This is a genomic window from Roseitalea porphyridii (assembly GCF_004331955.1).
Lineage (GTDB): Bacteria > Pseudomonadota > Alphaproteobacteria > Rhizobiales > Rhizobiaceae > Roseitalea > Roseitalea porphyridii.
Map to the genome: position 1 here is coordinate 2,374,889 of NZ_CP036532.1, position 26,513 is coordinate 2,401,401.

25 protein-coding genes are annotated in these 26,513 nt (G+C 65.9%); 5 read left to right on the plus strand and 20 right to left on the minus strand.

Annotated elements, in window-relative coordinates; genetic code table 11:
- Positions 1-47: 47 nt before the first annotated feature.
- The 10 genes from E0E05_RS11590 to E0E05_RS11635 all read right to left on the minus strand — a co-directional run bounded on the left by E0E05_RS11590 (position 48) and on the right by E0E05_RS11635 (position 11,386).
- Complete coding sequence (locus tag E0E05_RS11590; RefSeq protein ID WP_131616858.1) at positions 48-1,397, minus strand: NAD(P)-dependent oxidoreductase; 1,350 nt, start codon at positions 1,395-1,397, stop codon at positions 48-50.
- Between the two features lie 285 nt (positions 1,398-1,682).
- Positions 1,683-2,681 carry an ABC transporter substrate-binding protein gene (locus E0E05_RS11595; protein ID WP_131616859.1) on the minus strand — a complete coding sequence of 333 codons (999 nt, stop codon included), beginning with the start codon at positions 2,679-2,681 and terminating at the stop codon, positions 1,683-1,685.
- 56 nt (positions 2,682-2,737) lie between these two features.
- The gene (locus E0E05_RS11600; protein ID WP_131616860.1) at positions 2,738-3,610 is read right to left on the minus strand and encodes an ABC transporter permease; all 873 of its coding nucleotides are present in this window, start codon (positions 3,608-3,610) and stop codon (positions 2,738-2,740) included.
- Between the two features lie 202 nt (positions 3,611-3,812).
- Positions 3,813-4,691, minus strand: coding sequence for an ABC transporter permease (locus tag E0E05_RS11605; RefSeq protein ID WP_131616861.1), 879 nt, complete (start codon positions 4,689-4,691; stop codon positions 3,813-3,815).
- A 186-nt stretch (positions 4,692-4,877) separates the two neighbouring features.
- Positions 4,878-5,675, minus strand: coding sequence for an ABC transporter ATP-binding protein (locus tag E0E05_RS11610; protein ID WP_131616862.1), 798 nt, complete (start codon positions 5,673-5,675; stop codon positions 4,878-4,880).
- A 304-nt stretch (positions 5,676-5,979) separates the two neighbouring features.
- Positions 5,980-7,434 carry a dihydropyrimidinase gene (gene hydA / locus E0E05_RS11615; protein WP_131616863.1) on the minus strand — a complete coding sequence of 485 codons (1,455 nt, stop codon included), beginning with the start codon at positions 7,432-7,434 and terminating at the stop codon, positions 5,980-5,982.
- Positions 7,431-7,913, minus strand: a complete 483-nt coding sequence (locus E0E05_RS11620) for an endonuclease domain-containing protein (protein ID WP_131616864.1) — start codon at positions 7,911-7,913, stop codon at positions 7,431-7,433. Before E0E05_RS11620 ends, hydA begins: the two co-directional genes overlap by 4 nt.
- 163 nt (positions 7,914-8,076) lie before the next feature.
- Positions 8,077-9,330 (minus strand): Zn-dependent hydrolase, encoded by a 1,254-nt coding sequence (locus E0E05_RS11625; protein WP_131616865.1) that lies wholly within the window; start codon positions 9,328-9,330, stop codon positions 8,077-8,079.
- Between the two features lies 1 nt (position 9,331).
- Positions 9,332-9,880 (minus strand): hypothetical protein, encoded by a 549-nt coding sequence (locus E0E05_RS11630; RefSeq protein ID WP_131616866.1) that lies wholly within the window; start codon positions 9,878-9,880, stop codon positions 9,332-9,334.
- Between the two features lie 3 nt (positions 9,881-9,883).
- Positions 9,884-11,386, minus strand: a complete 1,503-nt coding sequence (locus E0E05_RS11635) for a CoA-acylating methylmalonate-semialdehyde dehydrogenase (protein WP_131616867.1) — start codon at positions 11,384-11,386, stop codon at positions 9,884-9,886.
- 130 nt (positions 11,387-11,516) lie between these two features.
- Between E0E05_RS11635 and rutR the strand changes: the two genes are divergently transcribed.
- Positions 11,517-12,158, plus strand: coding sequence for an HTH-type transcriptional regulator RutR (gene rutR / locus E0E05_RS11640; RefSeq protein WP_131616868.1), 642 nt, complete (start codon positions 11,517-11,519; stop codon positions 12,156-12,158).
- 291 nt (positions 12,159-12,449) lie between these two features.
- Here the strand turns inward: rutR and E0E05_RS11645 are convergent, their stop codons facing one another.
- The 7 genes from E0E05_RS11645 to xylF all read right to left on the minus strand — a co-directional run bounded on the left by E0E05_RS11645 (position 12,450) and on the right by xylF (position 20,000).
- Positions 12,450-13,652, minus strand: coding sequence for an acyl-CoA dehydrogenase (locus E0E05_RS11645; RefSeq protein ID WP_131616869.1), 1,203 nt, complete (start codon positions 13,650-13,652; stop codon positions 12,450-12,452).
- Positions 13,653-13,844: 192 nt separating this feature from the next.
- Positions 13,845-15,155 carry a xylose isomerase gene (gene xylA, locus E0E05_RS11650; protein ID WP_210215702.1) on the minus strand — a complete coding sequence of 437 codons (1,311 nt, stop codon included), beginning with the start codon at positions 15,153-15,155 and terminating at the stop codon, positions 13,845-13,847.
- The gene (gene xylB / locus E0E05_RS11655) at positions 15,152-16,588 is read right to left on the minus strand and encodes a xylulokinase (RefSeq protein ID WP_131616871.1); all 1,437 of its coding nucleotides are present in this window, start codon (positions 16,586-16,588) and stop codon (positions 15,152-15,154) included. The genes xylA and xylB overlap by 4 nt, the downstream gene beginning before the upstream one ends.
- Before the next feature lie 19 nt (positions 16,589-16,607).
- Positions 16,608-16,817, minus strand: a complete 210-nt coding sequence (locus E0E05_RS11660) for a hypothetical protein (protein WP_131616872.1) — start codon at positions 16,815-16,817, stop codon at positions 16,608-16,610.
- Positions 16,818-16,847: 30 nt separating this feature from the next.
- A complete protein-coding gene (locus tag E0E05_RS11665; protein ID WP_131616873.1) occupies positions 16,848-17,606 on the minus strand; it encodes an ATP-binding cassette domain-containing protein in 759 nt (252 codons plus the stop codon).
- Positions 17,606-18,904, minus strand: coding sequence for a sugar ABC transporter permease (locus E0E05_RS11670; RefSeq protein WP_244597700.1), 1,299 nt, complete (start codon positions 18,902-18,904; stop codon positions 17,606-17,608). The genes E0E05_RS11665 and E0E05_RS11670 overlap by 1 nt, the downstream gene beginning before the upstream one ends.
- A gap of 67 nt (positions 18,905-18,971) precedes the next feature.
- Positions 18,972-20,000, minus strand: coding sequence for a D-xylose ABC transporter substrate-binding protein (gene xylF / locus E0E05_RS11675; protein WP_131616874.1), 1,029 nt, complete (start codon positions 19,998-20,000; stop codon positions 18,972-18,974).
- A gap of 202 nt (positions 20,001-20,202) precedes the next feature.
- On the opposite strand from xylF, the gene E0E05_RS11680 reads away from it, so the two are divergent.
- Together E0E05_RS11680 and E0E05_RS11685 are read left to right on the plus strand one after the other, a co-directional pair.
- Positions 20,203-21,486, plus strand: coding sequence for an ROK family transcriptional regulator (locus E0E05_RS11680; protein WP_131616875.1), 1,284 nt, complete (start codon positions 20,203-20,205; stop codon positions 21,484-21,486).
- A complete protein-coding gene (locus tag E0E05_RS11685) occupies positions 21,483-23,009 on the plus strand; it encodes a CRTAC1 family protein (protein WP_131616876.1) in 1,527 nt (508 codons plus the stop codon). The genes E0E05_RS11680 and E0E05_RS11685 overlap by 4 nt, the downstream gene beginning before the upstream one ends.
- Positions 23,010-23,151: 142 nt before the next feature.
- On the opposite strand, the gene E0E05_RS17905 is transcribed toward E0E05_RS11685, so the two are convergent.
- The 3 genes from E0E05_RS17905 to E0E05_RS11700 are packed head-to-tail and all read right to left on the minus strand — an operon-like array spanning position 23,152 to position 24,865.
- Positions 23,152-23,331, minus strand: a complete 180-nt coding sequence (locus E0E05_RS17905) for a type II toxin-antitoxin system RelE/ParE family toxin (RefSeq protein WP_131616877.1) — start codon at positions 23,329-23,331, stop codon at positions 23,152-23,154.
- Positions 23,318-23,500, minus strand: coding sequence for a hypothetical protein (locus E0E05_RS11695; RefSeq protein WP_131616878.1), 183 nt, complete (start codon positions 23,498-23,500; stop codon positions 23,318-23,320). The genes E0E05_RS17905 and E0E05_RS11695 overlap by 14 nt, the downstream gene beginning before the upstream one ends.
- 39 nt (positions 23,501-23,539) lie before the next feature.
- Positions 23,540-24,865 carry a cytochrome-c peroxidase gene (locus E0E05_RS11700; protein WP_131616879.1) on the minus strand — a complete coding sequence of 442 codons (1,326 nt, stop codon included), beginning with the start codon at positions 24,863-24,865 and terminating at the stop codon, positions 23,540-23,542.
- A 258-nt stretch (positions 24,866-25,123) separates the two neighbouring features.
- Here E0E05_RS11700 and E0E05_RS17700 point away from each other — a divergent pair, with 258 nt between their 5' ends.
- On the plus strand, positions 25,124-25,720 hold the full coding sequence (locus tag E0E05_RS17700; RefSeq protein WP_244597702.1) for a MaoC/PaaZ C-terminal domain-containing protein: 597 nt from the start codon (positions 25,124-25,126) through the stop codon (positions 25,718-25,720).
- On the plus strand, positions 25,660-26,508 hold the full coding sequence (locus tag E0E05_RS17705) for a bifunctional enoyl-CoA hydratase/phosphate acetyltransferase (RefSeq protein ID WP_244597704.1): 849 nt from the start codon (positions 25,660-25,662) through the stop codon (positions 26,506-26,508). Before E0E05_RS17700 ends, E0E05_RS17705 begins: the two co-directional genes overlap by 61 nt.
- Positions 26,509-26,513: the final 5 nt, after the last annotated feature.

Sequence of the window (26,513 nt, forward strand, 5' to 3'; positions counted from 1 at the left end):
AGGGGTAAGGGGTGGGGGTACCAGGTACCGACCGGTAAACCACCACCCTACCCCGTCAGCGCTTCGTGGATGGATGCCGCAGCGATCTTGCCGTCCTCGACCGCGACCACGGTCAGATCATCGCCGCCTTCGATGCAGTCGCCACCGGCCCAGATCTTGGCGTGCGAGGTCTTCCGGTAGGCGTCGGTCACCAGCCGCCCCCGGGCCAGTTCCAGATCGACACCGCCGAACAGCCCCTCGACCGGTTTCTGGCCGATCGCCTTGAACACCTGATCGGCGGGCAGCGTCACCGTTTCGCCGGTGCCGGAGAGCGTCCCGTTCATTGCCGTGTATTCGAGCGTAATGCCGGTCACCTCTCCAGCCTCGTTGCGCTGAAGCGCCTGCGGCTGCAGCCAGTGGCGGATGGTCACTCCGTGCGTCTGGGCGACGTCCTGTTCGTATTGCGAGGCGTTCATCTGCTCGGGTCCGCGCCGGTAGCAGATCGTCACTGTCTCAGCGCCCAGAAGCTTGGTCTGCACGGCCACGTCGATCGCCGTCATGCCGCCGCCGATGACGACGATGTTGCGTCCGACCGGCAGCGTCGACAGATCGTCGGTCTGCCGGAGCCGCTCGATATAGGCGACCGCGTCCAGGCAGTTGTCGGCATCGTCGCCTTCAAGGCCGAGATCGTTGACGCCCGGCAGGCCCATCCCGAGGAAAACCGCGTCATGGTCGCTCGCCAGTTCGCCCAGCGTGATGTCGCGGCCGAGAGCCGAGCCGTGCTTGACGGTGATGCCGCCGATGCCCAGGATGAAGTCGACCTCCTCCTGCGCGAAACCGTTCGTCGTCTTGTAGGCCGCGATGCCGTGCTCGTTCAGACCGCCCGGTTTCTGCCGCGCCTCGAAGATCGTCACGTCATGACCCCGTCGCGCAAGCGCATGCGCGCAGGACAGGCCGGCCGGCCCGGCGCCGACCACGGCGACGGATTTTCCGGTCGGTGCCGCCCGCTCATAGGGGTGGCGATCCACCGTCTCCATGAAGTTGTCGGTCGCGAACCGCTGTAACTGGCCGATCTTGACCGGCTTGCCCTCGGCCACCTCGCGCACGCACACTTCCTCGCACAGCGTCTCGGTCGGGCACACGCGCGCGCACATGCCGCCCAGAATGTTCTGGTCGAAGATGGTCTTGGCCGCGCCGTTCGGATTGCCGGTCGAAATCTGCCGGATGAACAGCGGAATGTCGATGGAGGTCGGACACGCCTGCATGCACGGCGCGTCGTAGCAGAAATAGCACCGGTCGGCCTCGACGACGGCCTCGTGCCGATCGAGCGGTTCGTGCAGATCGTCAAAGTTTTCGGAATACTGGCTGGCCGGCAAACGCCCGGCCTGAATGTCCGGTGACAGTCGGTCTTGCGCCATGGCGCGGATCTCCCTCCGAGAACCCCGGGCTTCGCGGCTCTTGCCGGCCGCCGGCCCTTTCGAGGAAGCTTTCAATAATTTGATCAAAAGGTCAAATTTTTTCTGAAGCTGTTTCTGACACGCTTCTCCACGTCATTCCGGGACTTGAATCCGGAGTTCATTTCGCGGTCCTGACCCGTGGATTCCGGAATGACGCCGTGTGAATGCCGCGATGACGCGCCATTGCGCAAAAAAGGCCGCCCCGCCGGGCGGGACGGCCTTTGCGGATCGAATTGCCGCGATCGATTACATGCCGCGCACCTTCTCCATGACGGCATCGGTCCAGGCGCCTTCGGGCGCTTCGGTGATCACCGGATCGGAACCGCCCGACAGCAGCGAGTCGACCGTGGTGCCGGCGGCCGAGACGTCGAGCGTGCCGTCGGACTCGCCGACCAGCTTGCAGATCTCGCCGACCATGCGCACTTGGTGCTCCATCGTCTGGGCGCCCGTCGCATCGTTCTCCAGAACGATCTCGGCGGCTTCCTCCTGGTTCTCGCAGGCATACTCCCAGCCGCGCATCGAGGCCGCGACGAAGCTCGCCAGCTTGTCGACCATGGCCGGGTCCTCGAGGTTCTCCTCGGTCGTGTAGAGCCCGTCCTCGAGCGTCGCCACGCCCTGGTCGGTATAGTTGAACACGACCAGATCGTCCGGCGAGAAGCCCGCGTCGATGACCTGCCAGTACTCGTTGTAGGTCATCGTGGAGATGCAGTCGGCCTGCTCCTGGATCAGCGGGTCGACGTTGAAGCCCTGACGCAGGACCTCGACGCCGTCATCGCCGCCCTCGGTCGGAATGCCGAGCTGGCTCATCCACGACAGGAACGGGAACTCGTTGCCCGCAAACCACACGCCCAGCGTCTTGCCGCGGAAGTCCTCGGGGCTCTCGATGCCCGTCTCGGCGCGGCAGGTCAGCATCATGCCCGAACGCTCGAACGGCTGGGCGATGTTGACGAGCGGCACGCCCTTCTCGCGCGCGGCGAGCGCGGCCGGCATCCACTCGACGATCACGTCGGCGCCACCGCCGGCGATCACCTGCGGCGGGGCGATGTCCGGCCCGCCCGGATTGATCGTCACGTCGAGCCCGGCTTCCTCGTAGAAGCCCTTGTCCTTGGCGACGTAGTAGCCGGCGAACTGGCCCTGCGTGACCCATTTGAGCTGCAGCGTCAGTTCGTTGTTCTGGGCGTTGGCGGCCGAGGTGGCGACCAGCGCCATCGCGGTCCCGGCGGTCAGTGCAATCCATTTGCGCATTTTTGGTTCTCCCTGTTTGCTCATGGACATTTCGAATTTGGCACCCTCATCCCGTCTTATGGTCGCTCGCTTCGCATCGACGGGTGCCAGAACGTCACCGACCGCTCGATCAGGGCTATCAGGCCATAGGAGAGCGAGCCGGCCAGCGCGGCGACGAATATCGTGGCCCATACCATGTCGACATTGAGCCGTCCGATCTCGGCGGAGATGCGGAAGCCCATGCCGACGATGGGCGTGCCGAAGAATTCTGCGACGATCGCGCCGATCAGCGCAAGCGTCGAATTGATCTTCAAGGCATTGAAGATGAAGGGCATCGCCGCCGGAAGCCGCAGCTTGATCAGCGACTGGGTGCGCGTGGACGCATAGGTGTGCATCAGGTCGCGCTCCATGTGCCCGGCCGCGTTCAACCCAGCGACCGTGTTCACCAGCATCGGAAAGAAGGTCATCACCACGACGACGGCGGCCTTGGACTGCCAGTCGAAACCGAACCACATCACCATGATCGGCGCGATGCCGATGATCGGCAGCGCCGAGACCAGATTGCCGATCGGCAACACGCCCGCCTTCCAGAACGGCGACCGGTCGACAAGCACGGCGACAGCAAAGCCGAGCGAACAGCCGATGACGTAGCCCGACAGGACGCCCTTCAGATAGGTCTGCACGAAGTCGGCCCACAGCGTCGGGACCGAGTTCGTCACCTGATCCCAGATCATCGACGGCGGCGGCAGGATAACCGGCGGCACGTCGAGCCCGCGCGTGATCCCCTCCCACAGCGCCAGGATTGCCGCGCCGAACAGCACCGGGATGGCGAGGTTCACCACCATCTTCATCGCCCCGGTCTCCGGCTTTAGCGCGGCCAGCCGCGTGTTGGTGTACCAGGCGGCAAGCCAGAACACGATCGCGGCGACAAGAAGCGTCGTGTCGGTCATGCGGGAGACCTTCCGGAAGCGGCGGAGCCTCGCCCCCACCCCGCACCCCTCCCCCATGAATGTGGGAGGGAGGACATCGAGATCCCGCAATCTGACGACGCTCCGAGTCCGGCGCGATGCAGCCGGGAAACGCGTGGTGACGAGGTCCTCCCTCCCACGCTTGCGGGGGAGGGATGAAGGGTGGGGGTAACGATCGCGCCGTTCACGCCGCCACCTCCTTGACGCCCATGCGCGCATTGACCCGTGCGCCGATCCAGCCGATCAGCCCGACCAGCAGCCCGGCCATGATCGCGGCGACGATCAGCGCCGACCAGATCTGCACGGTCTGCCCGTAATAGGACCCCGCCAGCAGCCGCGCGCCTAGCCCGGCGACCGCGCCGGTCGGCAGCTCGCCGACGATCGCGCCGACGAGGCTCGCGGCAATGCCGATCTTCATCGAGGTGAACAGGAACGGCACCGAGGACGGCCAGCGCAGCTTCCAGAATGTCTGCGTCCGGTTCGCCGAATAGGTCCGCATCAGGTCCAGATGCATCGTCTCTGGCGAGCGCAGCCCCTTCACCATGCCGACCGCGACGGGGAAGAACGAAAGATAGGTCGAGATCAACGCCTTGGGCAGCAGCCCCGTCACGCCGACCGAGTTGAAGACGACGATGATCATCGGCGCCAGCGCCAGGATCGGGATCGTCTGCGAGGTGATGATCCACGGCATCATCGACTTGTCGAGCACGCGCGAATGGACGATGCCAACCGCCAGCGCGATGCCGAGCGCGGTACCAAGCACGAAGCCCAGCAACGTCGCCGACAGGGTGATCCAGGCATGATGGATCAGCGAGCGCTTGGAGGTGACGGGTTTCATCACCGTCGTGTCCCAGATCTCGACCGCCACCTGATGGGGCGCCGGCAGAACGGGGCGCTGCTGGGCCATGGTCAGCGGGATGATTTCGGTGAGGGTCAGCGTCTCGCCGCTCCGCTCGGCGCGATTTTGTTCGAACGGCGCGTTCAGGAACATCGCGGCCAGATACCAGACGCCGATGATCACGGCGACGACCGTGGCGATCGGGATCAGGCGCGCGCGGATCATCGGCAATCCTTGGCTGTTCCCTCGCCCCGCTTGCGGGGAGAGGGATACGAAGACCGCGCAAGCAGGGCGCGCGCTGGTCGCAGTTGGGTGAGGGGGAATCCGTCGCGCCGCCCCTCATCCGCCCTCGCTCTGCTCGGGCACCTTCTCCCCGTCCAGCGGGGCGAAGGGGTAAGTCGTGCCGTACCCTCAATCATACGCATGCCCCGCCGCCAGCCCTTCGCGGACGCGATGGGCGATTTCCAGAAATCTGGGATCCTCGCGAATGTCGAGCGGTCTGTCCTGCCCCAGATCGCAGTCGATGATTTCGTGAATGCGTCCCGGACGCGGGCTCATCACCACGATCCGCGTCGAAAGATACACCGCCTCGGGGATCGAGTGCGTGACGAAGACGATCGTCTTGTTGGTCCGCGCCCAAAGCTTCAGAAGCTGCACGTTCAGATGATCGCGCACGATCTCGTCCAGGGCCCCGAACGGCTCGTCCATCAGCAGCATGTCCGGCTGCACGGCAAGCGCACGGGCGATCGAGGCCCGCTGCTGCATGCCGCCCGAAAGCTGCCAGGGAAACTTCTTCTCGAACCCGGCAAGATCGACCAGTTCGAGGTTCTCGGCGACGCGCTTGTTCCGCTCGGCCTTCGAAAGCCCCATCACCTCGAGCGGCAGCGCGACGTTGTCGGAGATCGTCCGCCACGGAAACAACGCGGCGGCCTGGAACACATAGCCATAGGCGCGCTTGAGCCGGGCTTCGTGCGGCGTGAGCCCATTGACAGTGATCGACCCGCCAGTCGGGTGCTCCAGATCGGCGATGACACGCAGAAGCGTGGTCTTGCCGCAGCCCGAGGGGCCGATCAGCGAGACGAACTCGCCTTTCTGGATGTCGAGCGTGATGTCCGACAGGGCGTGCACCGGCCCGTCATTGGTCTGGAACACCAGATCGAGATTGTCGGCGGCGATGACCGTTTCCGATTGGGGCGACGGGGAGAGCATCTATGGTCTCCCTCCCGATCGAGGCAGGAACCCCCACCCCTCACCCCTCCCCCGCAAGCGTGGGAGGGGGGACATCGACATCCCGCAATCTGACAACGCTCCGGGCCAGGCGCCAAGGCCGACAAGACGGCGCGGTGCCGAGGTCTTCCCTCCCACGCTTGCGGGGGAGGGATGAAGGGTGGGGGTTGAAATCGTGTCGGTCATGCCAGGCGCCCTAGGCAATCGGTGGAGCCACGCCCCACATCGCGTGACCGATCATGGATGGGGGCACGATCCGTGCGGAAGATGGTCACAACGCCAGCCATCACACCCCGCTCGCCGGAATGCCGGTGCGCTCCACCTTGCGTGGCGCCGTCAGTTCCTTCCAGGTCGACAGCGCGCGGTTGACCGGATTGTTCGGCGGGCGCTCGACGAACTGGCCGTGGCCCTCCTGCCCCCGCACCTCGCCGTCATGGACCGCCACACGGCCCCTTGTCAGCGTGAAGCGCGGCAGGCCCTTCACATGCTTGCCTTCGAAGACGTTGTAGTCGATCGCCGATTGCTGCGTGGAGGCGGTGATCGTCTTTTCCTTGTTCGGATCCCAGACGACGATGTCGGCGTCCGAACCGACCAGGATCGCGCCCTTCCTGGGGTAGATGTTCAGGATCTTGGCGATGTTGGTCGCGGTGACCGCGACGAATTCCTGCATGGTCAGCCGGCCGGTGTTGACCCCGTTGGTCCACAGCATCGGCATGCGGTCCTCGAGCCCGCCGGTGCCGTTCGGGATCTTGGTGAAATCGCCGACGCCGGTGCGCTTCTGATCGGTGGTGAACGCGCAATGGTCGGTCGCCACCACCGACAGCGAGCCGGCCTGCAGCCCGGCCCACAGCGAGTCCTGATGGGCCTTGTTGCGGAACGGCGGGCTCATCACGCGGCGTGCCGAATGGTCCCAGTCCTTGTCGAAATACTCGCTCTCGTCGAGTGTCAAATGCTGGATCAGCGGCTCGCCCCAGACGCGCATGCCCTTCTGCCGCGCCCGGCGGATCGCCTCGTGCGCCTGCTCGCAGGAAGTATGCACGACATAGAGCGGCACGCCGGCCATGTCGGCGATCATGATGGCGCGGTTGGTCGCCTCGCCCTCCACCTCGGGCGGGCGAGAATAGGCGTGGCCTTCGGGGCCGTTGTTGCCCTCCTCCATAAGCCGGCGCTGAAGGTCGGCAACGACATCGCCGTTTTCGGCATGGACCAGCGGGATCGCGCCGATCTCCTTGCAGCGCTGGAACGAGGCGAACATCTCGTCGTCGTTGACCATCAGCGCGCCCTTGTAGGCCATGAAGTGCTTGAACGTGTTGATGCCCCGGTTCACCACCTCCGGCATCTCGTTGAACACCTGCTCGCCCCACCAGGTGATCGCCATGTGATAGGAATAGTCGCAATGGGCGCGCGTCGACTTGTTGTCCCAGCGCTTGAGCGCGTCGAGCAGCGACTGGTCCGGGCTCGGCAGGCAGAAATCGACGACCATGGTGGTGCCGCCCGACAGCGCCGCGCGCGTGCCCGATTCGAAGTCGTCGGTCGAATAGGTGCCCATGAACGGCATTTCGAGGTGGACGTGCGGGTCGATGCCGCCGGGCATGACGTAGCAGCCCGTCGCGTCCAGTTCCTCCCCGCCCGACAGGTTCGGGCCGATCTCGGCGATCACCCCGTCCTCGATCTTCACGTCCGCCCTGTAGATCAGGTCGGCGGTGACGATGGTGCCGTTCTTGATGATGGTGGTGGTCATGAGGATTCTCCCGATTGTGGGGCGTGGCGGCCGAAGGCCTGCTCTCCTCTCCCCATCGGGGAGAGGTCGGCCAGCGCAAAGCGCAGGCCGGGTGAGGGGGAATGGATCCGGCCGTCGAGCACGGCAAGGATCGTATCAAGCACCGCACCGCGTTCGAAGACGACCTCATCGTTCCAGAAGCGCAGCACCGAATAGCCGCGCGCGTTCAGATCACGCGTGCGTCGCTCATCATCGGCGTTCTCGCAGTGCTGTCCGCCATCCAGTTCAATGATCAGATTGTGAGAACGACAGGCGAAATCAGCGATGTAACGGCCAATGCGCACTTGGCGGTTGAACCGATAGCCATTGAGGCTGCGGTTGCGAAGCTCGAACCACAGCAGATGCTCGGCATCCGTCGGTGCGGCGCGCATGGCGCGGGCAAAGGTCTTGGTGTGCGGACTTGGTTTGGGCGCATATGCCCCCTCATCCAACTTCGACATCAATTCGCTCCGCTCATTGTGTCTTCGTATCCTTCTCCCCGAGGGGAGAAGGAATAGTCGCCGGCATCGACGCGTTCTTCCTCGCCCCACTGGGGAGAGGGATGCGAGACCGGGAGCGCAAGCGACCTGGTCGCGGTTGGGTGAGGAGAAACCAAAACCGGCCTCACCCCACGATCTCCGCCTTTTCCACCACGGCGTGGAACAGCACGTCCGCGCCGGCCTTCGCCCATTCCTTGGTGATCTCCTCGGCCTCGTTGTGGGAAAGCCCGTCGACGCACGGGCACATCACCATCGCCGTCGGCGCGACGCGGTTGATCCAGCACGCATCGTGCCCGGCGCCCGAGACGATGTCCATGTGCGAGTAGCCCAGCCGCTCGGCCGCCTCGCGGATCATCCGCACGCAATCCTCGTCAAATGCCGGCGGGTCGAACTGGCCGACGATTGTCGCCTCGAACTCGACCCCGATATCGGCGCACAGCTTGGGCGCCTGCGCCATCAGCCGGTCGACCATGCCGTTGAGCGTATCGAGTTCATGGCTGCGGAAATCGACTGTGAACACGACCTTGCCGGGAATGATGTTGCGCGAATTGGGATAGACGTCGACATGGCCGATCGCGCCGACCGCGTTGGGCGCGTTCGACATGGCGATGTCGTGGACGAGTTCGGTGATCTGGGCGAGCCCCCTGCCCGCGTTCCTGCGCATCGGCATCGGCGTCGAGCCGGTGTGGCTCTCCTTGCCGGTCACCGTGCACTGGATCCAGCGCAGACCCTGGCCGTGCGTCACGACGCCGATGTCCTTGCCCTCGGCCTCGAGGATCGGCCCCTGCTCGATGTGCAGTTCGAAGAAGGCGTGCATCTTGCGGTCCCCGACCTTCTCGCTGCCCTTCCAACCGATCCGTTCGAGTTCGTCGCCGAACGTCTTGCCCGCAGCGTCGGTGTGGCCGTAGACGTCCGCCTGGTCGAGCACGCCGGCAAACACGCCCGAGGCCATCATCGCCGGCGCAAACCGCGTGCCTTCCTCGTTGGTCCAGTTGGTCACGACGATCGGATGTTTGGTCTTGATGTCGAGATCGTTCATCGTGCGCACGATCTCGAGCCCGGCCAGCACGCCGAGCACCCCGTCATAGCGTCCTCCGGTCGGCTGGGTGTCGAGGTGCGAACCGACATAGACCGGCAGCGCGTCCGGATCGGTGCCCTCGCGCCGCATGAACATGGTGCCCATCTCGTCGACGCCCATGGTCAGGCCCGCCTCCTCGCACCATTTCTGGAACAGGCGGCGGCCCTCGGCGTCCTCGTCGGTCACGGTCTGGCGGTTGTTGCCGCCGGCGACGCCCGGCCCGATCTCGGCCATGGCATGGATGGCGTCCCACAGCCGGTCGCCATCGATGCGGAGGTTCTCACCGGGTGCTGCGGGCATGTCATTCTCCCTCTGCGTTATCTGTCGTTGCGGATCCACCTAAATTCCCGCCTTCACCGTTGGACCAAACCGTCGATACCGCATATCCTGTCGCGAAAAGGGAAAACACTACCACGATGACGAACATCGCACGGAAGACTTTCCTATAAGTAGAAAGGATATTCGGGAACAAAGACACCTTGAAAGGCGTAGTGTCTTTGTCCGCCTCGTGGGCTAGACATATTTCTTGGCCCACATGAGCCGCCAAATTGATTTCGCTTTTCTTTAGGTATTGTTCTGCAAGCTTTATTAACTCCGCATTTCGGGCATCAAGACGCCAGAACAGAAGTGCGGAAAAAAGGAGCATAATGCCGAACATCGCAGCGATCGGCCAATGGCTTGCCCCGATCGATGTCAGGTAGCCGGCTGTTAGAGCACCCACCAAGACAAAAAAGAAACTGAACGACTTTAGACGTTGCTCGGCGTGATACGTAAACCAACCCCAAGCATAGTCGTGAGCCCTCTGAATTGGATTATCATTTGTTTCCGTGTTCATGGTCTCGTTTTGCATTCATCACGCCGGGAAGGTGAACACCGCGCCGTCCTTGATGCCCTCGGGCCAGCGCGAGGTTATCGTCTTCAGGCGCGTGTAGAACCTCACGCCCTCGGGGCCGTAGATCGAATGGTCGCCGAACAGCGAGCGCTTCCAGCCGCCGAACGAATGATAGGCGACCGGCACCGGGATCGGCACGTTGACGCCGACCATGCCGACCTCGATCCGGTCGCAGAAGTCGCGCGCGGTATCCCCGTCGCGGGTGAAGATCGCGGTGCCGTTGCCATATTCGTGCGTGTCGATCATGTGCACGGCCTCGTCATATGTCTTGGCGCGCACCACCGACAGCACCGGCCCGAAGATCTCCTCGCGATAGATCGTCATGTCGGTCGTTACCCGGTCAAAAAGCGTGCCGCCGACGAAATAGCCGTCCTCGTAGCCCTGAAGCGAAAAACCGCGACCGTCGACGACCAGTTCGGCGCCTTCCTCGACCCCCTTGTCGATATAGCCGAGCACGCGCTGCTGTGCGTCTTTCGTCACCAGCGGTCCCATGTCCGCGTCGGGATCGGTCGACGGGCCGATGCGCAGGCTTTCCACGCGCGGCTTGAGCCGTTCGACCAGCGCGTCGGCGGTCTTTTCGCCCACCGGCACGGCGACCGAGATCGCCATGCAGCGCTCGCCGGCCGAACCGTAGCCCGCGCCCATCAGCGCATCGGCCGCCTTGTCCATGTCGGCGTCGGGCATCACCACCATGTGGTTCTTGGCCCCGCCGAGCGCCTGCACGCGCTTTCCGGCCGCGGTGCCGCGCGAATAGACATATTGGGCGATCGGCGTCGAGCCGACGAAGGAAACCGCCTTGATGTCGGGATGATCGAGGATCGCGTCGACGACCACCTTGTCGCCATGCACGACGTTCAGCACGCCGTCGGGAAAGCCGGCCTGACGGAACAGGTCGTAGACGAGCATCGGGGCGGACGGATCGCGCTCGGACGGCTTGAGGATGAAGGTGTTGCCGCAGGCGATCGCCACCGGGTACATCCACAGCGGTACCATGGCCGGGAAGTTGAACGGCGTGATGCCGGCGACGACGCCGAGCGGCTGACGGTCGGAATAGGAATCCACCGACGGGCCGACATTGCGCGAGAACTCGCCCTTGAGCAGGTGCGGAATGCCGCAGGCGAACTCGACAACCTCGATGCCGCGCGCCACCTCGCCCAGCGCGTCGTCATGGGTCTTGCCGTGCTCGCGCGAGATCGCCCGGGCGATGTCCTCGGCATGTGCGTCGAGCAGTTCCTTGAACTTGAACATGTGCCGCGCGCGCTTGAGCGGCGGCGTGGCCGCCCAGCCCGGCAGCGCGGCCTTGGCCGTCCCGACGGCGGCGTCGAGCTCATCGACCGTCGACAGCGGCAGTTCGGCGATCGCCTCGCCCGTCGCAGGATTGAACACGGGCTGGCGGCGGGTGGACGCCGAAACGCTCGGCGCCCCTCCAACGCCATTGTGAATGATTTCGGGGGCAGCGCTCATGAACCACCTTCAAAGCATCAAAAATCTTGACTAACTGGTCAAATTTGGACGCTATGGGAGCGATTGACCATGGTCAAGACGCTATTTAAATTGACGGAAAACATCAACTTATAAAGTCGGGGACACGGATTTGGCGCAGGCGGCGGCACGGCGGAACGGCGGCAAGCAAAGCCGGATCCAGACGGAAAACCGGGCCCTGATCATGCAGGCCGCGCTCGACGTGTTCTCCACCGACGGCTACCGCGGCGCCACCGTCGACCGCATCGCCGAACGCGCCGGCATGTCCAAGACGAACCTGCTCTACTACTACCCGTCCAAGGAAGAGATCTATCGCTCGGCCATCGAGCAGACGGTGGAGGACTGGCTTGACCCGTTCGCCGCGATCGATCCCGACGGCGATCCGATCGAGGAGCTCAGGCGCTACATAACGATCAAGCTGGAGATGAGCGACCGCTATCCGGAAGCCTCGCGCCTGTTCGCCAACGAGATCCAGCGCGGCGCGCCGCTCGTCGGCGAGTTCCTGCAGACGCGGCTGAAGTCGCTGGTCGACGAGAAGGCGGCGGTGATCCGTTCATGGATCGACGAGGGAAAGCTCGCCCCGGTCGATCCCTACCACCTCGTCTTCACGATCTGGGCGACGACGCAGCACTATGCCGACTTCGAGGTGCAGGTGCAGGCGATTCTCGGCGGCCAGGCAAAGAAGCCCGGCTTCAACGAGCAGGTCGCCCACGCGGTGCTGTCGATCCTGCTGAACGGCATCCGGCCGCGATAAGCAAACGCCTTGCGTCATTCCGGAACTTGATTCCGGAATCCGCGGTACGGGCCGGATCATGGATCCCGGAATCAAGTTCCGGGATGACGCTGCCGTGAATGAAGCTGTCGTGGATAAGGATGACGCCCCCACCTTTCATCCCTCCCCCGCAAGCGTGGGAGGGAGGACCTCAACACCAGGCCCTACAACTGGATCCTGCGCCCGGCTCGAATGCAACCGGGAAGGCGTGATGTCGACGTCACCCCTCCCACATTCATGGGGGAGGGGTAAGGGGTGGGGGCCGACCCGGCTTCAGAAAAACGCCTGCAGGCCCGTTTGCGCCCGGCCGAGGATCAGCGCGTGGACGTCATGCGTGCCCTCGTAGGTGTTGACGGTCTCGAGGTTCGCCATGTGGCGGAACACCTGGTATTCCTCGGAAATGCCGTTGCCGCCATGCATGTCGCGGGCGGCGCGGGCGATGTCGAGCGCCTTGCCGCAATTGTTGCGCTTGACGAGGCTGATCATCTCGGGCGCCGCCTCGCCCTCGTCGAGCAGCCGGCCGACGCGCAGCGAACCCTGCAGGCCGAGCGCGATCTCGCTGAGCATGTCGGCGAGCTTCTTCTGGAACAGCTGCGTCTGCGCCAGCGGGCGGCCGAACTGGGTCCGGTCGAGCCCGTACTGGCGGGCGGCGTGCCAGCAGAACTCGGCCGCGCCCATCACGCCCCAGGAAATGCCGTAGCGCGCCCGGTTCAGACAGCCGAACGGACCCTTCAGCCCCTCGACATGCGGCAGGAGCGCCTCCTCGCCCACCTCGACGCCGTCCATGACGATCTCGCCGGTGATCGACGCGCGCAGCGAGAGCTTGCCCTCGATTTTGGGCGTGCTCAGCCCCTTCATGCCCTTTTCGAGCACGAACCCCCTGATCTTGCCGCCATGGGCTTCCGACTTGGCCCAGACCACGAAGACATCGGCGATCGGCGCGTTGGAGATCCACATCTTCGAGCCCGACAGCGCGTAACCGCCATCGGTCTTCTTCGCCACCGTCTTCATGCCGCCCGGATCGGAGCCGGCGTCCGGCTCTGTCAGGCCGAAACAGCCGATCCACTCGCCCGAAGCAAGCTTTGGCAGATATCTCGTCCGCTGTTCTTCCGAGCCATAGGCGTGGATCGGATACATGACGAGCGAGGACTGCACGCTCATCATCGACCGGTAGCCGGAATCGACCCGCTCGATCTCGCGGGCGACAAGCCCGTAGGAGACATAGTTCGCGCCGACCCCGCCATACTCTTCCGGGATCGTCACGCCGAGCAGGCCCATTTCGCCCATCTCCGCGAAGATGGCCGGATCGGTCGTTTCCTCCCGATAGGCCTCGATCACGCGCGGTGCGAGCTTGTCGGCGGCATAGGCCCGCGCGGCGTCACGGATCATCCGCTCGTCGTCGGTGAGCTGGTCCTCGAGACGGAACGGGTCTTGCCAGTCGAAGGCGGCAAGGTCGGGTTTGGTGGTTTTGAGCATGGCGGGGGTCCTCGTGTGGACTTTCGACAAACACCTAGACCTGAAGGCACGCGATTGGAAGTGGATGGCCTGTCGAGGCGCCCTCACCCTGAGGTGCGAGCGACCTTCCCCTTGCCCTTCGAGGCTCGCTGCGCTCGCACCTCAGGATGAGGGGAAGGTCGTGAGCCTCGAAGGGCGAGGCGCGTACACCGCTCAAACAAACCGGTTGACGAGGTTCTCGAGCCGTTCCTGCCGGCCCGAGCGCGGTTCGGGATCGATCTCGTTCTCGCGCACATAGTCGGCGATCTGGTCGAGGCCCCATTCGCCGGCGAGCAGCTTCCTGCCCTGCTCGGTGTCCCAGCCGGCATAGCGCGCCTCGCGCAGCCGTTCGAGCTCGCCGTCCTGAAGCATTTTCGCCGCCGATTTGAGCGCCCGGGCGCAGACATCCATCCCGCCCACGTGCGCCGCCACAAGGTCTTCGGGATCGAGCGACTGACGGCGGAGTTTCGCATCGAAATTGGTGCCGCCGGTGGTGAACCCGCCGGCCTTGAGGATCTCGTAATAGGCGAGCGTCACCTCGGGCGCGTTGTTGGGGAACTGGTCGGTGTCCCAGCCCGACTGGTAGTCGTTGCGGTTCATGTCGATCGAACCGAAGATGCCGAGCGCGGCGGCCAGCGCGATCTCGTGCTCGAACGAATGGCCGGCCAGGATCGCGTGCCCCTGCTCGATATTGACCCGGATCTCGTCCTCCAGCCCGTGCCGCTTGAGGAAGCCGTAGACGGTCGCGACATCATAGTCGTACTGGTGCTTGGTCGGCTCCTGCGGCTTGGGCTCGATCAGGATCGTGCCTTCGAAGCCAATTCTGTGCTTGTACTCGACCACCATGTTCATGAACCGGCCGAGTTGGGCGTCCTCGCGGCCAAGATCGGTGTTCAGCAGCGTCTCGTAGCCCTCACGCCCGCCCCACAGCACATAGTTCGCACCGCCCAGCCTGTGCGTCGCGTCCATGCACGTCTTCACAGTCGCCGCGGCGAAGGCAAAGACGTCCGGATCGGGGTTGGTCGACGCACCGGCCATGTAGCGGCGGTTGGTGAACAGGTTCGCCGTGCCCCAGAGCAGCTTCGTGCCGACCTCTTCCATCTTCGTGCCGATATGGTCGACCATCTCCTCGAGATTGCGCGTGTTGCCGGCAAAGCCGTCGCCCTCGGGCCGGATGTCGGCATCGTGGAAGCAGAAGAAGGGCTGGCCGAGGATCGAGAACATCTCGAAGGCGACGTCCGCCTTCATCTTGGAGTGGTCCATCGTGTCGCCGAACCAGGGGCGCTCGAAGGTCTGCCCGCCGAACGGATCGCCGCCCGGCCAGGCGAACGAATGCCACCAGGCGACGGCGAAGCGCAGATGGTCCTCGAGCCGCTTGCCCAAGACCATCTCGTCGGGATCGTAGTGGCGGAACGCCATCGGATTCGTGCTGTCCGGCCCCTCGTACCGGATCGGTTCGATTCCCTTGAAGAAGTCGGTCATCACAACGTCCTCGTCTGCTGATAGGCGGTCCTGAAGCGCGTATGCGCCTCGGTGAAGGCGTCGGCGAGCGCCGCGTCGGGTTCGAACGACCGCGCGATCGGCGGTTGGCTCAAGCCGTCCGCGTCGAGATCGCCGGCCGCCATCATTGCAAGGCGCGCGGCGCCGAACGCGCCACCGAAATCACCGGCGACCGGCACGTCAATGGCGACACCGAGCGAAGTCGCCAGCGCCTTGAGCCAGTAGTCGGACTTCGCGCCACCGCCGACAGCAAGCAGCCGTTCGAACTGGGTCCCGGTCGCCGCCAGCGCGTCGCGGCAATCACGCACCGCATGCACCACGCCTTCGAGCACCGCGCGCGTGACGGCCTGCCGGCCCGAGGCATGTTCGAGGCCGACCAGCGCGCCGCGCACGGCGGCGTCGTTGTGCGGGGTCCGCTCGCCCCCGAGATAGGGCGTGAAAAGCGTCCGTCCGGGCGCCTGCAGGTCATCCAGTTCGCCGGTCAGGTCCGCCGCGTCCGCGCCGACGAGACCGGCATACCAGTTCAGCGCATCGGTGGCAGAAAGGATCACGCCCATCTGGTGCCAGGTGCGCGGCAGCGCGTGGCAGAAGGTGTGCACGGCCGTTTCGGGCGCCGGCGCATAGGCATCGCACGCGGCGAACAGAACGCCGGACGTGCCCAGCGAAACGAACGCTTCGCCCGCCCCCGTCACGCCGACGCCGATCGCCGAAGCTGCATTGTCGCCGCCTCCCCCGGCCACAACGCAATCGTCCGAAAAGCCCCACCGGTCGACGATGCCGGCGCGCAGCTTGCCGGTCACGTCCGGCCCGTCGACGAGCGCCGGCATGTTCACCCGGCTCAGCCCCGTTCTGGCGAGCAGCCGATCCGACCAGACGCGCTTGCCCGTGTCGAGCCAGCTCGTGCCCGCCGCATCGGACTTGTCGGAATGATAGCCGCCGGTCAGCCACAGGCGCAGATAGTCCTTCGGCAGCAGCACCCGGGAAATGCGTTCGAACACCTCCGGCTCGTTGTCGCGCACCCAGGCGACCTTCGGCGCGGTGAAGCCGGGGAAGACGATGTTGCCGGTGATCGCGCGGTAGTCGGCGTCGTCGTCCATCGCCGCGGCCTGTTCGTGCGCGCGCGTGTCGTTCCACAGCATGCAGGGGCGCAAAACCTCGTCGCGCGCGTCGAGCAGCGTCGCGCCGTGCATCTGGCCCGAAAGGCCGACGGCGCGAACGTCGCCCGGCGTGGTCTGCGCGGAAAGCGCATCGAACACGGTTTCGGCGGCGGCGAGCCAGTCGGCCGGGTTCTGCTCGGACCAGCCCGGATGAGCGCGCGAGACGGTCAGCGGCGCTTGCGCTTCGGCGACGACCTTCTGTCCGGCGTCGATGACGATGCCCTTCAGGCCGGACGTGCCCAGATCGAGACCAAGATACATCAGGCCCGCTCCCGCCGCGTCAGGGCCGGTTCAGGCGCACCGCGAGCCAGAAGCCGGCGAGCAGCATCGCCCAGAACACGACGATCCGGATCAGCGTGGCGAAGAGCGCCATCGTCGGGCTGGTGTGCGCGGCGACCAGAGCGACGAACCAGACCGCCGCCAGCGCCGACAGGTAATAGCCGGCGACACCGGCCACGATCACGATCGCGAATCCGGCTGCAACTTTCATCGCCGACCCTCCACGCAGCCCGGATCGACATCACGCCGCCAACTGCGGCTGCTTGCCCAGGATGATCATGCCGAGCAGATCGTCCTCGGTGACCGCGTCCACATCGACCGTGCCAACGAGCTGGCCGTTCTTCATCACCGAGGCACGGTCGCATAGCGCCTTGACCTGGTGGATGTCGTGATCGATCAGGAAGATGCCGATACCCTGCTTCTTCAACTCGTCGATCAGTTCGGCGACCATGCGCGTCTCCTCGACGCCGAGCGCCGCGGTCGGCTCGTCCATGATCAGGATCTTGGCGTTGAAATAGACGGCCCGCGCGATCGCCACCGACTGGCGCTGGCCGCCCGAAAGCGCCGAGACCGGCGCCGAAAACCGCACGAAGTTGGGGTTCAGCCGGTTCATTATCTTGCGCGTCTCGGCCTCCATCTGCGCATCGTCGACAAGGCCGAGCGCGGTCGTCAGTTCGCGACCCAGGAACAGGTTGGAGGCGGCATCGAGATTGTCGGCCAGCGCCAGCGTCTGGTAGATCGTCTCGATGTTGTAGTTGCGCGCGTCGCGCGGGTTCTCGATATGGGCTTCGGTTCCGTTGACGAAGATCTGCCCGCCATCGCGCCGCAGCGCCCCCGACAGCATCTTCATCAGAACCGACTTGCCCGCGCCATTGTGGCCAAGAATGCCGACCACCTCCCCCGGATAGAGGTCGACCGTGACATGGTCGACCGCCTTGATGCCGCCGAACGATTTCTGCATGTCGCGCATCTCGACGAGCGGCGTGCCGCGATCGTTCATCACCGGCCTCCCGTGCGCTTGCGATAGATGATGTCGATCAGCACGGCCGCGACCAGAACCGAGCCGACGACGATGTTCTGGAACGGCGCGTCGACGCCGACCATCGCCATACCCGACTGCAGCGACTGCATGATCAGCGCCCCAAGGATCGCGCCGTAGATCGTGCCGACCCCGCCCGACAGCGCCGTGCCGCCGATCACGGCGGCGGCGATCACGCGCAATTCGTCGAGCGTGCCGATATCGTTGGAATGGAAGGTCAGGCGCGCCGAGGCGACGACCGCGCTGATCGCGCACAGCGCTCCCATGATCATGAACACCTTGACCGTGAGCATGCGCGTGTTGATGCCCGACAGTTCGGCCGCGTCCGGATTGCCGCCGGCGGCGAAGATGTAACGGCCGAGCCGCGTGCGGTTGGCGACGACCGTCATCACCACCGCGACCGCGATCAGCACGAGCACCGAGATCGGCAGGCCGTAGCCGGCGGTGAAGCCTTCGGGCATCACCTCGCCGCGCACCTCGAACATGCGTTCGAGTCGCCGGTCGGGAATTTCATAGGCGTTCAGCAGCGCGATGAAACCGACGACCGCCGCCGCGATCACCGCGCCGAGCGCGACCTCCGCCCAAAGCGGCTTGACCGGAAAATCGTGCGCCAGCTTGTTGCGCCGCGACTGCCAAAGCGCGGCAAGCGCACCGATGACGCAGACAAGGCCGAAGATCCAGCTCCACGTCTCGCCAAGCGTGCCGCCGATGCCGCCGAAAAGCTGGAAGTTCTCGTCGAGCGGGCCGATCGTCTGGCCGGTGGTCAGGTACCAGGCGACGTTGCGCCAGACCAGAAGTCCGCCCAGCGTGACGATGAAGGCCGGAATGCCCAGATAGCCGATCAGCCAGCCATGGAAGGCGCCGATGGCGACGCCCGTGGCGACGCCGACAAGGATCGCGATCGGCGCGGTCATCGGATGGTTGAGGCCGAGCCCCAGCCATTCGGGCGTGACCAGCGTCTGCGTCATCGCCATCATCGCCGAGCAGGTCGCCAGCAGCGAACCCACCGAAAGGTCGATGTGCCGCGTGACGATGACGAACACCATGCCGGTCGCCATGATCGCCACGGAGACGGTCTGGATCGTCAGGTTGAAGATGTTGCGCGGCGTCAGGAAGCGCCCGTCAGTCAGGAAATGGAAGACCAGACACAGGACGACGAACGCGCCGATCATGCCGAGCAGGCGCGTGTCGATCTCAAGCGTTCGGGCAAGGTTGCGGACGCCCGGCGGGGCGCCCGACACGGCGGGACTGTCGCTCACGGCCAATCTCCGGACAAAGGGGGCCGTTCCCCGCGCGGTGGCGGGAAACGGCCTTTTGGTCAGACGATCAGTTGCACGGCGCCGGGCCGTCGGTGACGCCCTGGCACAGCGTTTCCTGATCGATCCATCCGGCATCGACCACAACGGACAGATTGTCGGCGGTGACCGGAACGGGCTCGAGGAATTCGGCCCACAGGGTGGTGCCGGCCGGCGAGGTCCATTCCTCTGCGCCCTCGATCGCGCTCATTTCCGTGCCGCCCGCCAGTTCGATGGCGATTTCTCCGGCGCGCTGGCCGAGGTCGCGTGCGTCCTTCCACACCGAGACGGTCTGCGTGCCCTGGGCGATCCGGTTCAGCGCGGCGTGGTCGCCGTCCTGGCCGGAGACGGGAATGCCTTCCATGCCCTGCGCGGTGAGCGCGGCGACGACGCCGCCGGCGGTGCCGTCGTTGGAGGCGACGACCGCGTCGACATCATTGTCCTGCGCGGTCAGGATCTGCTCCATGTTGCGCTGCGCGTTGGCCGGCAGCCAGCCGTCCGTGTAGGCCTCGCCGACGATCGTGATGTCACCGGCGTCGATCGCGTCCTGCAGCACTTCCTGCTGCCCACCGCGCAGGAAGTCGGCGTTCGGGTCGGTCGGCGAGCCCTTGATCATCACATAGTTGCCCTCGGGCTGCGCCTCGAGCACGGCGCGCGCCTGCATGCGGCCGACCTCGACATTGTCGAAGGTCAGGTAGAAGGCGCGGCTGTCCTCGATCAGCCGGTCATAGGCGATGACCGGGATGCCCTCGTCGGCGGCCGCCTGAACGGCCGGGATGATCGCCTGCGTGTCCTGGGCGAGCAGCACGAGCACGTCCGCACCTTGGGCGATCAGGCTTTCGATATCGGAAAGCTGCTTGGCCGAGGACGACTGCGCATCGGCCGAAATGTAGCTCGCCCCGCCCGCTTCGAGCGCCTCCCTCATGGCCGCCTCGTCGGTCTTCCAGCGTTCTTCCTGGAAATTCGACCAGCTCACGCCGACGGTGATGTCGTCCTGGGCCAGGGCGGTGGACGTCAGTCCCACGGCCATCGCGGCCGCAAGCACGATTGCTTTACGCATGATAATCTCCTCCCGTTTTCGCGCCACTCCTCGACGCGGCGGCTGGCAAGCCGCAGACCCGACCATGCCACATTAATTTCAATTGTCAAAATTAATTTGACCGAACGCGCGTTTGCCGGCTAGCATCTCGCCGGGAGGATCGCCTGACCTGACCGTATCTGCGCCGGAAACAGCGCGGCTGCGCCGTCATTTAGGTCGGCGAATGAAGAAAATGCTGTTGCAGTCGGCCGAACCGATCGAACGGGCGGACATGCCGGATGGCTGCGGGCCGCTGACGCCGCCCCTGTCGAGCTCGGTCAAGCCCTTGCGCCAGCAGGTTTTCGAGGCGATCCGCGCGGCCGGTTCGATCGCCCGCGTGGACATCGCCAGAAGCGTCGGCATCAGCCCCGGATCGGTCACCTCGATCACCGCCGAACTGCTCGAGGCGGGCCTGATCGAGGAGACCGGACCGCCCCAGCGCGACGGCGATGCCGGCCGCGGCCGGCCACCGGTGGCGCTGAGCGTGCGTCCGCGCGCCCGTTTCGTCGCCGGCATCAAGCTGTCCTCGCCCAGCCATTCGGCGGTGATCGTCGATTTCGCCGGCAACCGGATCGGCGAGGCGAGCGCCCCGCGCGCCCATGCGCGCCACGCCACCGCCGACGTGCTGTCGGAGACGATCGGCATGCTCGACGCAGCGCTCGAAGCGGCCGGACTGGCCCGTTCCGACCTCGCCGCCGTCGGTCTGGGCGTGCCCGGCTTCGTCGACAGCGAGACAGGCACCGTGACCTGGTCGCCGATCATGGCCGAACGCGACGTGCCGCTTGCCGGTCTCGTCGCCGATCGGCTCGGGATCGCCGTTTCCGCCGACAACGACGCCAACCTTCTGACGATGGCCGAACTCTGGTTCGGCGCCGGCCGCGCCCTGCCCGACTTCGCCGTCGTCACCATCGAGCACGGCGTCGGCATGGGTCTCGTCATCAACCACGAGATCTATCGTGGCGCAGGCGGCATGGGCATGGAGCTCGGCCACACCAAGGTGCATCTCGATGGCGCGCTGTGCCGGTGCGGCCAGCGCGGATGCCTCGAGGCCTATGTCGCCGACTACGCGCTCGTGCGCGAGGCCTCGACCGCGCTGAACTGGACCAGCGCCGAGCGCGAGCCGCAGATCATCCTCGAGAGCCTTTTCAGCCACGCCAAGGCCGGCAATGCGGCGGCGCGCTCGATCTTCCACCGGGCCGGCCGCTTCCTGGCGCTGGGCCTCGCCAACGTCATCACCCTGTTCGACCCCGGCCTGATCATCCTGTCGGGCGCGCGCATGCGCTACGACTATCTCTACGCGCGCGAGGTGCTCGCCGAGATGGCCAACCTGTCGCCGGCGACGCATCGGCGCGGACCGCGCGTCGAAACGCACGCCTGGGGCGACATGGTCTGGGCGCAGGGCGCCGCGGCGCTGGCGCTCGCCGCCGTGACCGACGATCTGCTCGGCGCGCAGGCGGGCGGCCGATGAGACCGGCGATCGCATTGCTGGCGCTTCTTGCGGCAGGCGCGCCCGCCCTGTCCGAGACCGGCCACCCCGTTTTCGTCGACCGCTCGGGCGCGATGCCGGTCGAGCACGTCTATGACGGCGGCTGGGAGCATTTCGTCGGCGGCGGCGTCGCCGTTTTCGACTGCAACGGCGATACCCTGCCCGACATGTTCGTCGCCGGCGGCGAGAACCCCGCCCGGCTGTTCGTCAATGCGACCGCCGAACCGGGCGCGGCCATCGGTTTCGAGGCCGGCGGGGCCGTGCCCCGACTGACCGGCGTCACCGGCGCCTATCCCTTGGACATCGACGGCGACGGCCATATGGACCTTGTCGTCCTGCGCGTCGGGCCAAACGTCCTGCTGCGCGGCGGACCGGGCTGCGCCTTCACCGACGCGACCGAGACCTGGAGCTTCAGCCCGGGCGAGGCCTGGTCTACATCGTTCTCGGCGACCTGGGAGGGCGATGCCGCCTGGCCGACGCTCGCCATCGGCAACTATGTCGACCGCAACGATCCGGACGGCCCTTTCGAGGCGTGCGACACCAACGAACTGCACCGGCCGGCGAGCCGCCGCTTCGCGCCGCCGGTCACGCTCGATCCGGGGTTCTGCGCCCTGTCCATGCTGATCTCCGACGAGCGGCGCCTTGGCAAACCCTATCTGCGCATCTCCAACGACCGGCACTACTATGTGCGCGGCGGCGCCGAGCAGAAGCTCGATCTTGAAACGCTGCTGTTTCTCGACGAGGACGATGGCTGGCCCGAAGTCTCGCTGTGGGGCATGGGCATCGCCGCCCGCGACCTGACCGGCGACGGCCGCGCCGAGGTCATGTCCACCTCGATGGGCGACCAGCTTCTGCAGATCGCCACCGAGGACGGATACGAGCCGGCGCCCTACGCCATGGGCACCTACGCCCAGCGGCCCTTCATCGGCGACGACGGCAGGCCATCGACCGGCTGGCATGCCCAGTTCGGCGATGTGAACAATGACGGCCGCGACGATCTGTTCATCGCCAAGGGCAATGTCGACCAGATGCCGTCCAACGCGATCCACGACCCCAACAATCTGCTCGTCCAGCAGCCGGACGGCACCTTCACTGAGACCGGGCATCTGGCCGGTATCGCCACCACGCACCGGGCGCGCGGTGGCGCGCTCGCCGATCTGAACGCGGACGGAAGGCTTGATCTCGTCGTCGTCAACCGCCGCGCTCCGCTCGAAGTCTATGAGAACGCCACGCCCGGAACGGGCAACTGGCTGTCCATCGCGCTGCGTCAGGAAGGCAGCAATATCAACGCGGTCGGCGCCTTCGTTGAATCAAGGACGAAGGACCGGCTCATGACGCGCGAGATCACGGTCGGCGGCGGCCACGCAAGCGGCACCGCGCTGCCCCAGCATTTCGGGCTCGGCGATGCCGACGAAGCCGAGGTGCGGGTGATCTGGCCCGATGGCGCGGTTTCGCCATGGCGGACCCTGACCGCCAATCGCGCCTGGCTCATCGAACGCGATTAAGCGGCAGAGGTCACGCCCCGGCCTCATCGGGTGGATATTGCTGCCGGTCGTGAAAGATCGCGGTGACGACGAGCCGATCTTAGCCGACAGACCGATAGACCGCGTAATACGGAACCGTCGAGACGTGAAGTTCACGCGTTCCTTAGACACGACCCGGCTTGCCCGCCTGAGGAAAGGCTTCCAGAATCCGCAACGCATCCAGGATCCGTTTGACGGTGCGGTCCGCTATGTCAGGATTGGGCGAGTGCCCGAACTCGGCAATGTATCGTCTGATGGCAGCCAGATCATCCTGGGCGTCGCCGGAGAGTTCAACGGAGGCCAAATCGCTTCATGACGGCCGCAAGGGGCTCTCGTCGTTCCGGATGCGCGTCGTCATTGGCAAGCGAACGGCGTAACTTGCGTTCGGCCCAGTCCAGATATTCCTGATCGCCCGCCGCAGGGCGCGGCTCGGTCAGTTCCCGAAGGTCAGGCTTTTCGTGCGTCTGGCTCATTGGCGTATTCTAGCGCGTCCGCAGCCGATCGCAAACAACCTAACGCTCCACCTTCAGCCCGCTCGGCACCGCATCGGGTATGCCGAAGCGGCCCTTGGCGGCGGCCTCGTCGGTGAGCGTTTTCAGGAAGGCGACGAGCGCGGCGACGTCGCGGTCTTCGAGCGCGACCGGCGCGATCTCCACGACGTCGGCAATCGCCGACAATTCGCCCGCATCGTCCAGAACCGCGAAATCGTCCGCGCCCTCGAGCGTCGGCAGCACGGCCTGCGCGGCGTCGTAAGCGGCGAGCTCGGTACGTGGATCGACATGGTGCCGCACGAACGCCTCGAGCGTTGCGAACGCGCCGGCATGGCCATAGGGCGCGGTCAGCGCCACGTTGCGTAGCGACGGGGTGCGGAACCGGTAGGCGTCGGCCGGATCGCCCGTCACCCGCATGCGGCCGACATCGCGCCTGTGCGTTTCGAACCGAGCGCCCTTGCCCGGGCCGATCTGCGGCTGGCCCATGGCGTGGAAATCATGATCGGTCAGGAACGGCCCCTGATGGCAGCGCGCGCAGTCCGCCGCGCCATAGAACAGTTCCATGCCGCGCGCTGCCTCGCCCGCCAGTTCGGCCTCGCCGCGCAGCACCGCGTCGAAGGCGCTTCCGTCCGAGCGCCATTCGAACGCGATGAACGCGGCGATCGCGTTGGAGATGTCGGTGAAGCGGATCGGCGCACCGCCCGCGATTTCCGGATAGACCGTCTCGAACTGCTCCCGGTACGCATCGATGGCCGCCACGCGCTGCGAAATCAGGTCCCACGCGCCCCCCTCGCCCGTGATCAGCCCCTGGCGCACGGCCGTCGAGATGTCGTTCTCGCCATAATGGCCGGCCATCTCGTCCTGCGACAGCACCGGAAACATGGTCTGCGCGGACAGGATGTTGTCGAACCCGGCCACCATCTCGTCCTCGAGCGGCGTGCGCAGACCCGACGGGCGCGCCGGATCGGCTTCGATCCGTCCGTCATGGAACATCACGGTGAACTCGCGCGCGCCCAGATTGAACAGGGCCGGCGCGTTGCGGGGGATGCGCTGCTCGGGCCGGTTGTCGGGATCGACCCGGCGGTCGGGGCCCAGCCCGATGCCGCCCTCGCCGAGCGCCAGCGACACGCCGTCGCCGGTGCCGAAGCGGGGATGATGGCAGGTCGCGCACGAGATGTTGCGGTTGCCCGACAGGATCGGGTCCCAGAAGAGCTGCCAGCCGAGCCGCGCCTCGGCCTCGTCGACCGGTACATACATCGCATCGGTGACCGGCGGCGGCAGGTCGGCCGCCTCGGCGACGCCGGACCAGACCAGCAGCGCGCATGCGGCAACGGCGAAACTGCGCATCTGAACCTCCCGTATCCCCGTCCACCGTGCCGCCGCGCGCGGGCAAATGCAATCGCCGCGTCGCGGCTGCCCGGACACCGCCGACTTGCCTCGGTGACCGCGTCCTGCGGCATCGCATCTGCGACGGTTGACTGTACCCTCCGGGTATTGGAGAGGGAACCGCGCACGCGTGGCCGAGTTGAGCGACGTGCAAGGGGCGGATTGTCCTTTTCAGCGCCTGCCCGACCCTGTCCCGATCCACCCGGAAAACACCGGTCCATGAACACCTATCGCAACACGCCGTTCGACGCGCTCGAAGTGGGCATGGAAGCCTCGGCCCAGCGTCTGTGCCGCGCCGAGGACTTTCTCGTCTACGCCTCCTCGTCGGGCAATCACAATCCGGTGCACCTGCCCAAGTCCGACCACGACGGCGACGGAAAGGCCGACGAGCCGATCGCGCCCTCCATGTGGGTCGCATCGCTGATCTCGTCCGTGCTCGGCAACCAGTTGCCCGGACCCGGCACGCTCTATGACAGCCAGAGCCTGCGCTTTCTGGGCCGCGCCCATGCCGGCGACGAGCTGACGGTCCATGTCCGGCTCACCGAAAAGCGCGACGAGCGCATCGCCGTGTTCGTGACCACCATCACGAAGGCCGACGGCACGCCGATCGTCGAGGGCGAGGCGACGGTCATCGCGCCGGCGGCCGGGATGAGCTTTGAGGCCGACGACCTGCCCGGCCTCACCGTGCAGCGGCACGTCCATTTCGACCGGCTTCTGGAACTGGCCGAGCCCCTGCCCCCCTGCCGACCGCCGTGGTGGCGCCGGACGATCCCAATTCGCTTGGCGGCGCGCTGCTGGCGGCAGAGCGCACGCTGATCACGCCGATCCTTGTCGGCAGCGAGAAAAAGATCCGCGAAACGGCCGTCGAAATGGGCGTCGATCTGCGCCCGTTCGAGATCGTCGACGCGCCGACCGACTCGGTCGCGGCGGCGCGCGCCGTCCAGCTCGTCCATGAAGGCCGGGCAGGCGCGGTCATGAAGGGACACCTGCACACCGACGACCTGCTGCGTGCCATCGTGCGCACCGATGGCGGCCTGCGCACGCGGCGCCGGCTCAGCCACGTCTTCTGCATGGACGTGCCGGGCCTCGATCACCTGCTGATGATCACCGACGCGGCGATCAACATCGCCCCGGCGCTCAACGAGAAGGTCGACATCATCCAGAACGCGATCGATCTGGGTCGCGCGCTCGGCGTCGAAACGCCAAAGGTCGCGGTGCTGTCGGCGGTCGAGACGGTCAATCCGAAGCTGCCCTCGACCATCGAGGCGGCGGCGCTCGCCAAGATGGCCGACCGGGGTCAGATCCGCGGCGGCATCGTCGACGGCCCGCTCGCCATGGACAACGCGGTCGACGAGGACGCGGCGCGTACCAAGGGCATCCGCTCGCTGGTCGCCGGCCATGCCGACATCCTGCTCGCGCCCAATCTGGAGGCGGCCAACATGATCGCAAAGCAGCTCACCTTCCTGGCGCACGCCGAGGCGGGCGGCATCGTGCTCGGCGCCAAGTGCCCGGTGATCTTGTCAAGCCGCGCCGATGACGACAAGGCGCGCCTTGCCTCCTGCGCGGTGGCGGCCCTTTATCACGACTGGCAGATCAGGCAGTAGGCGCG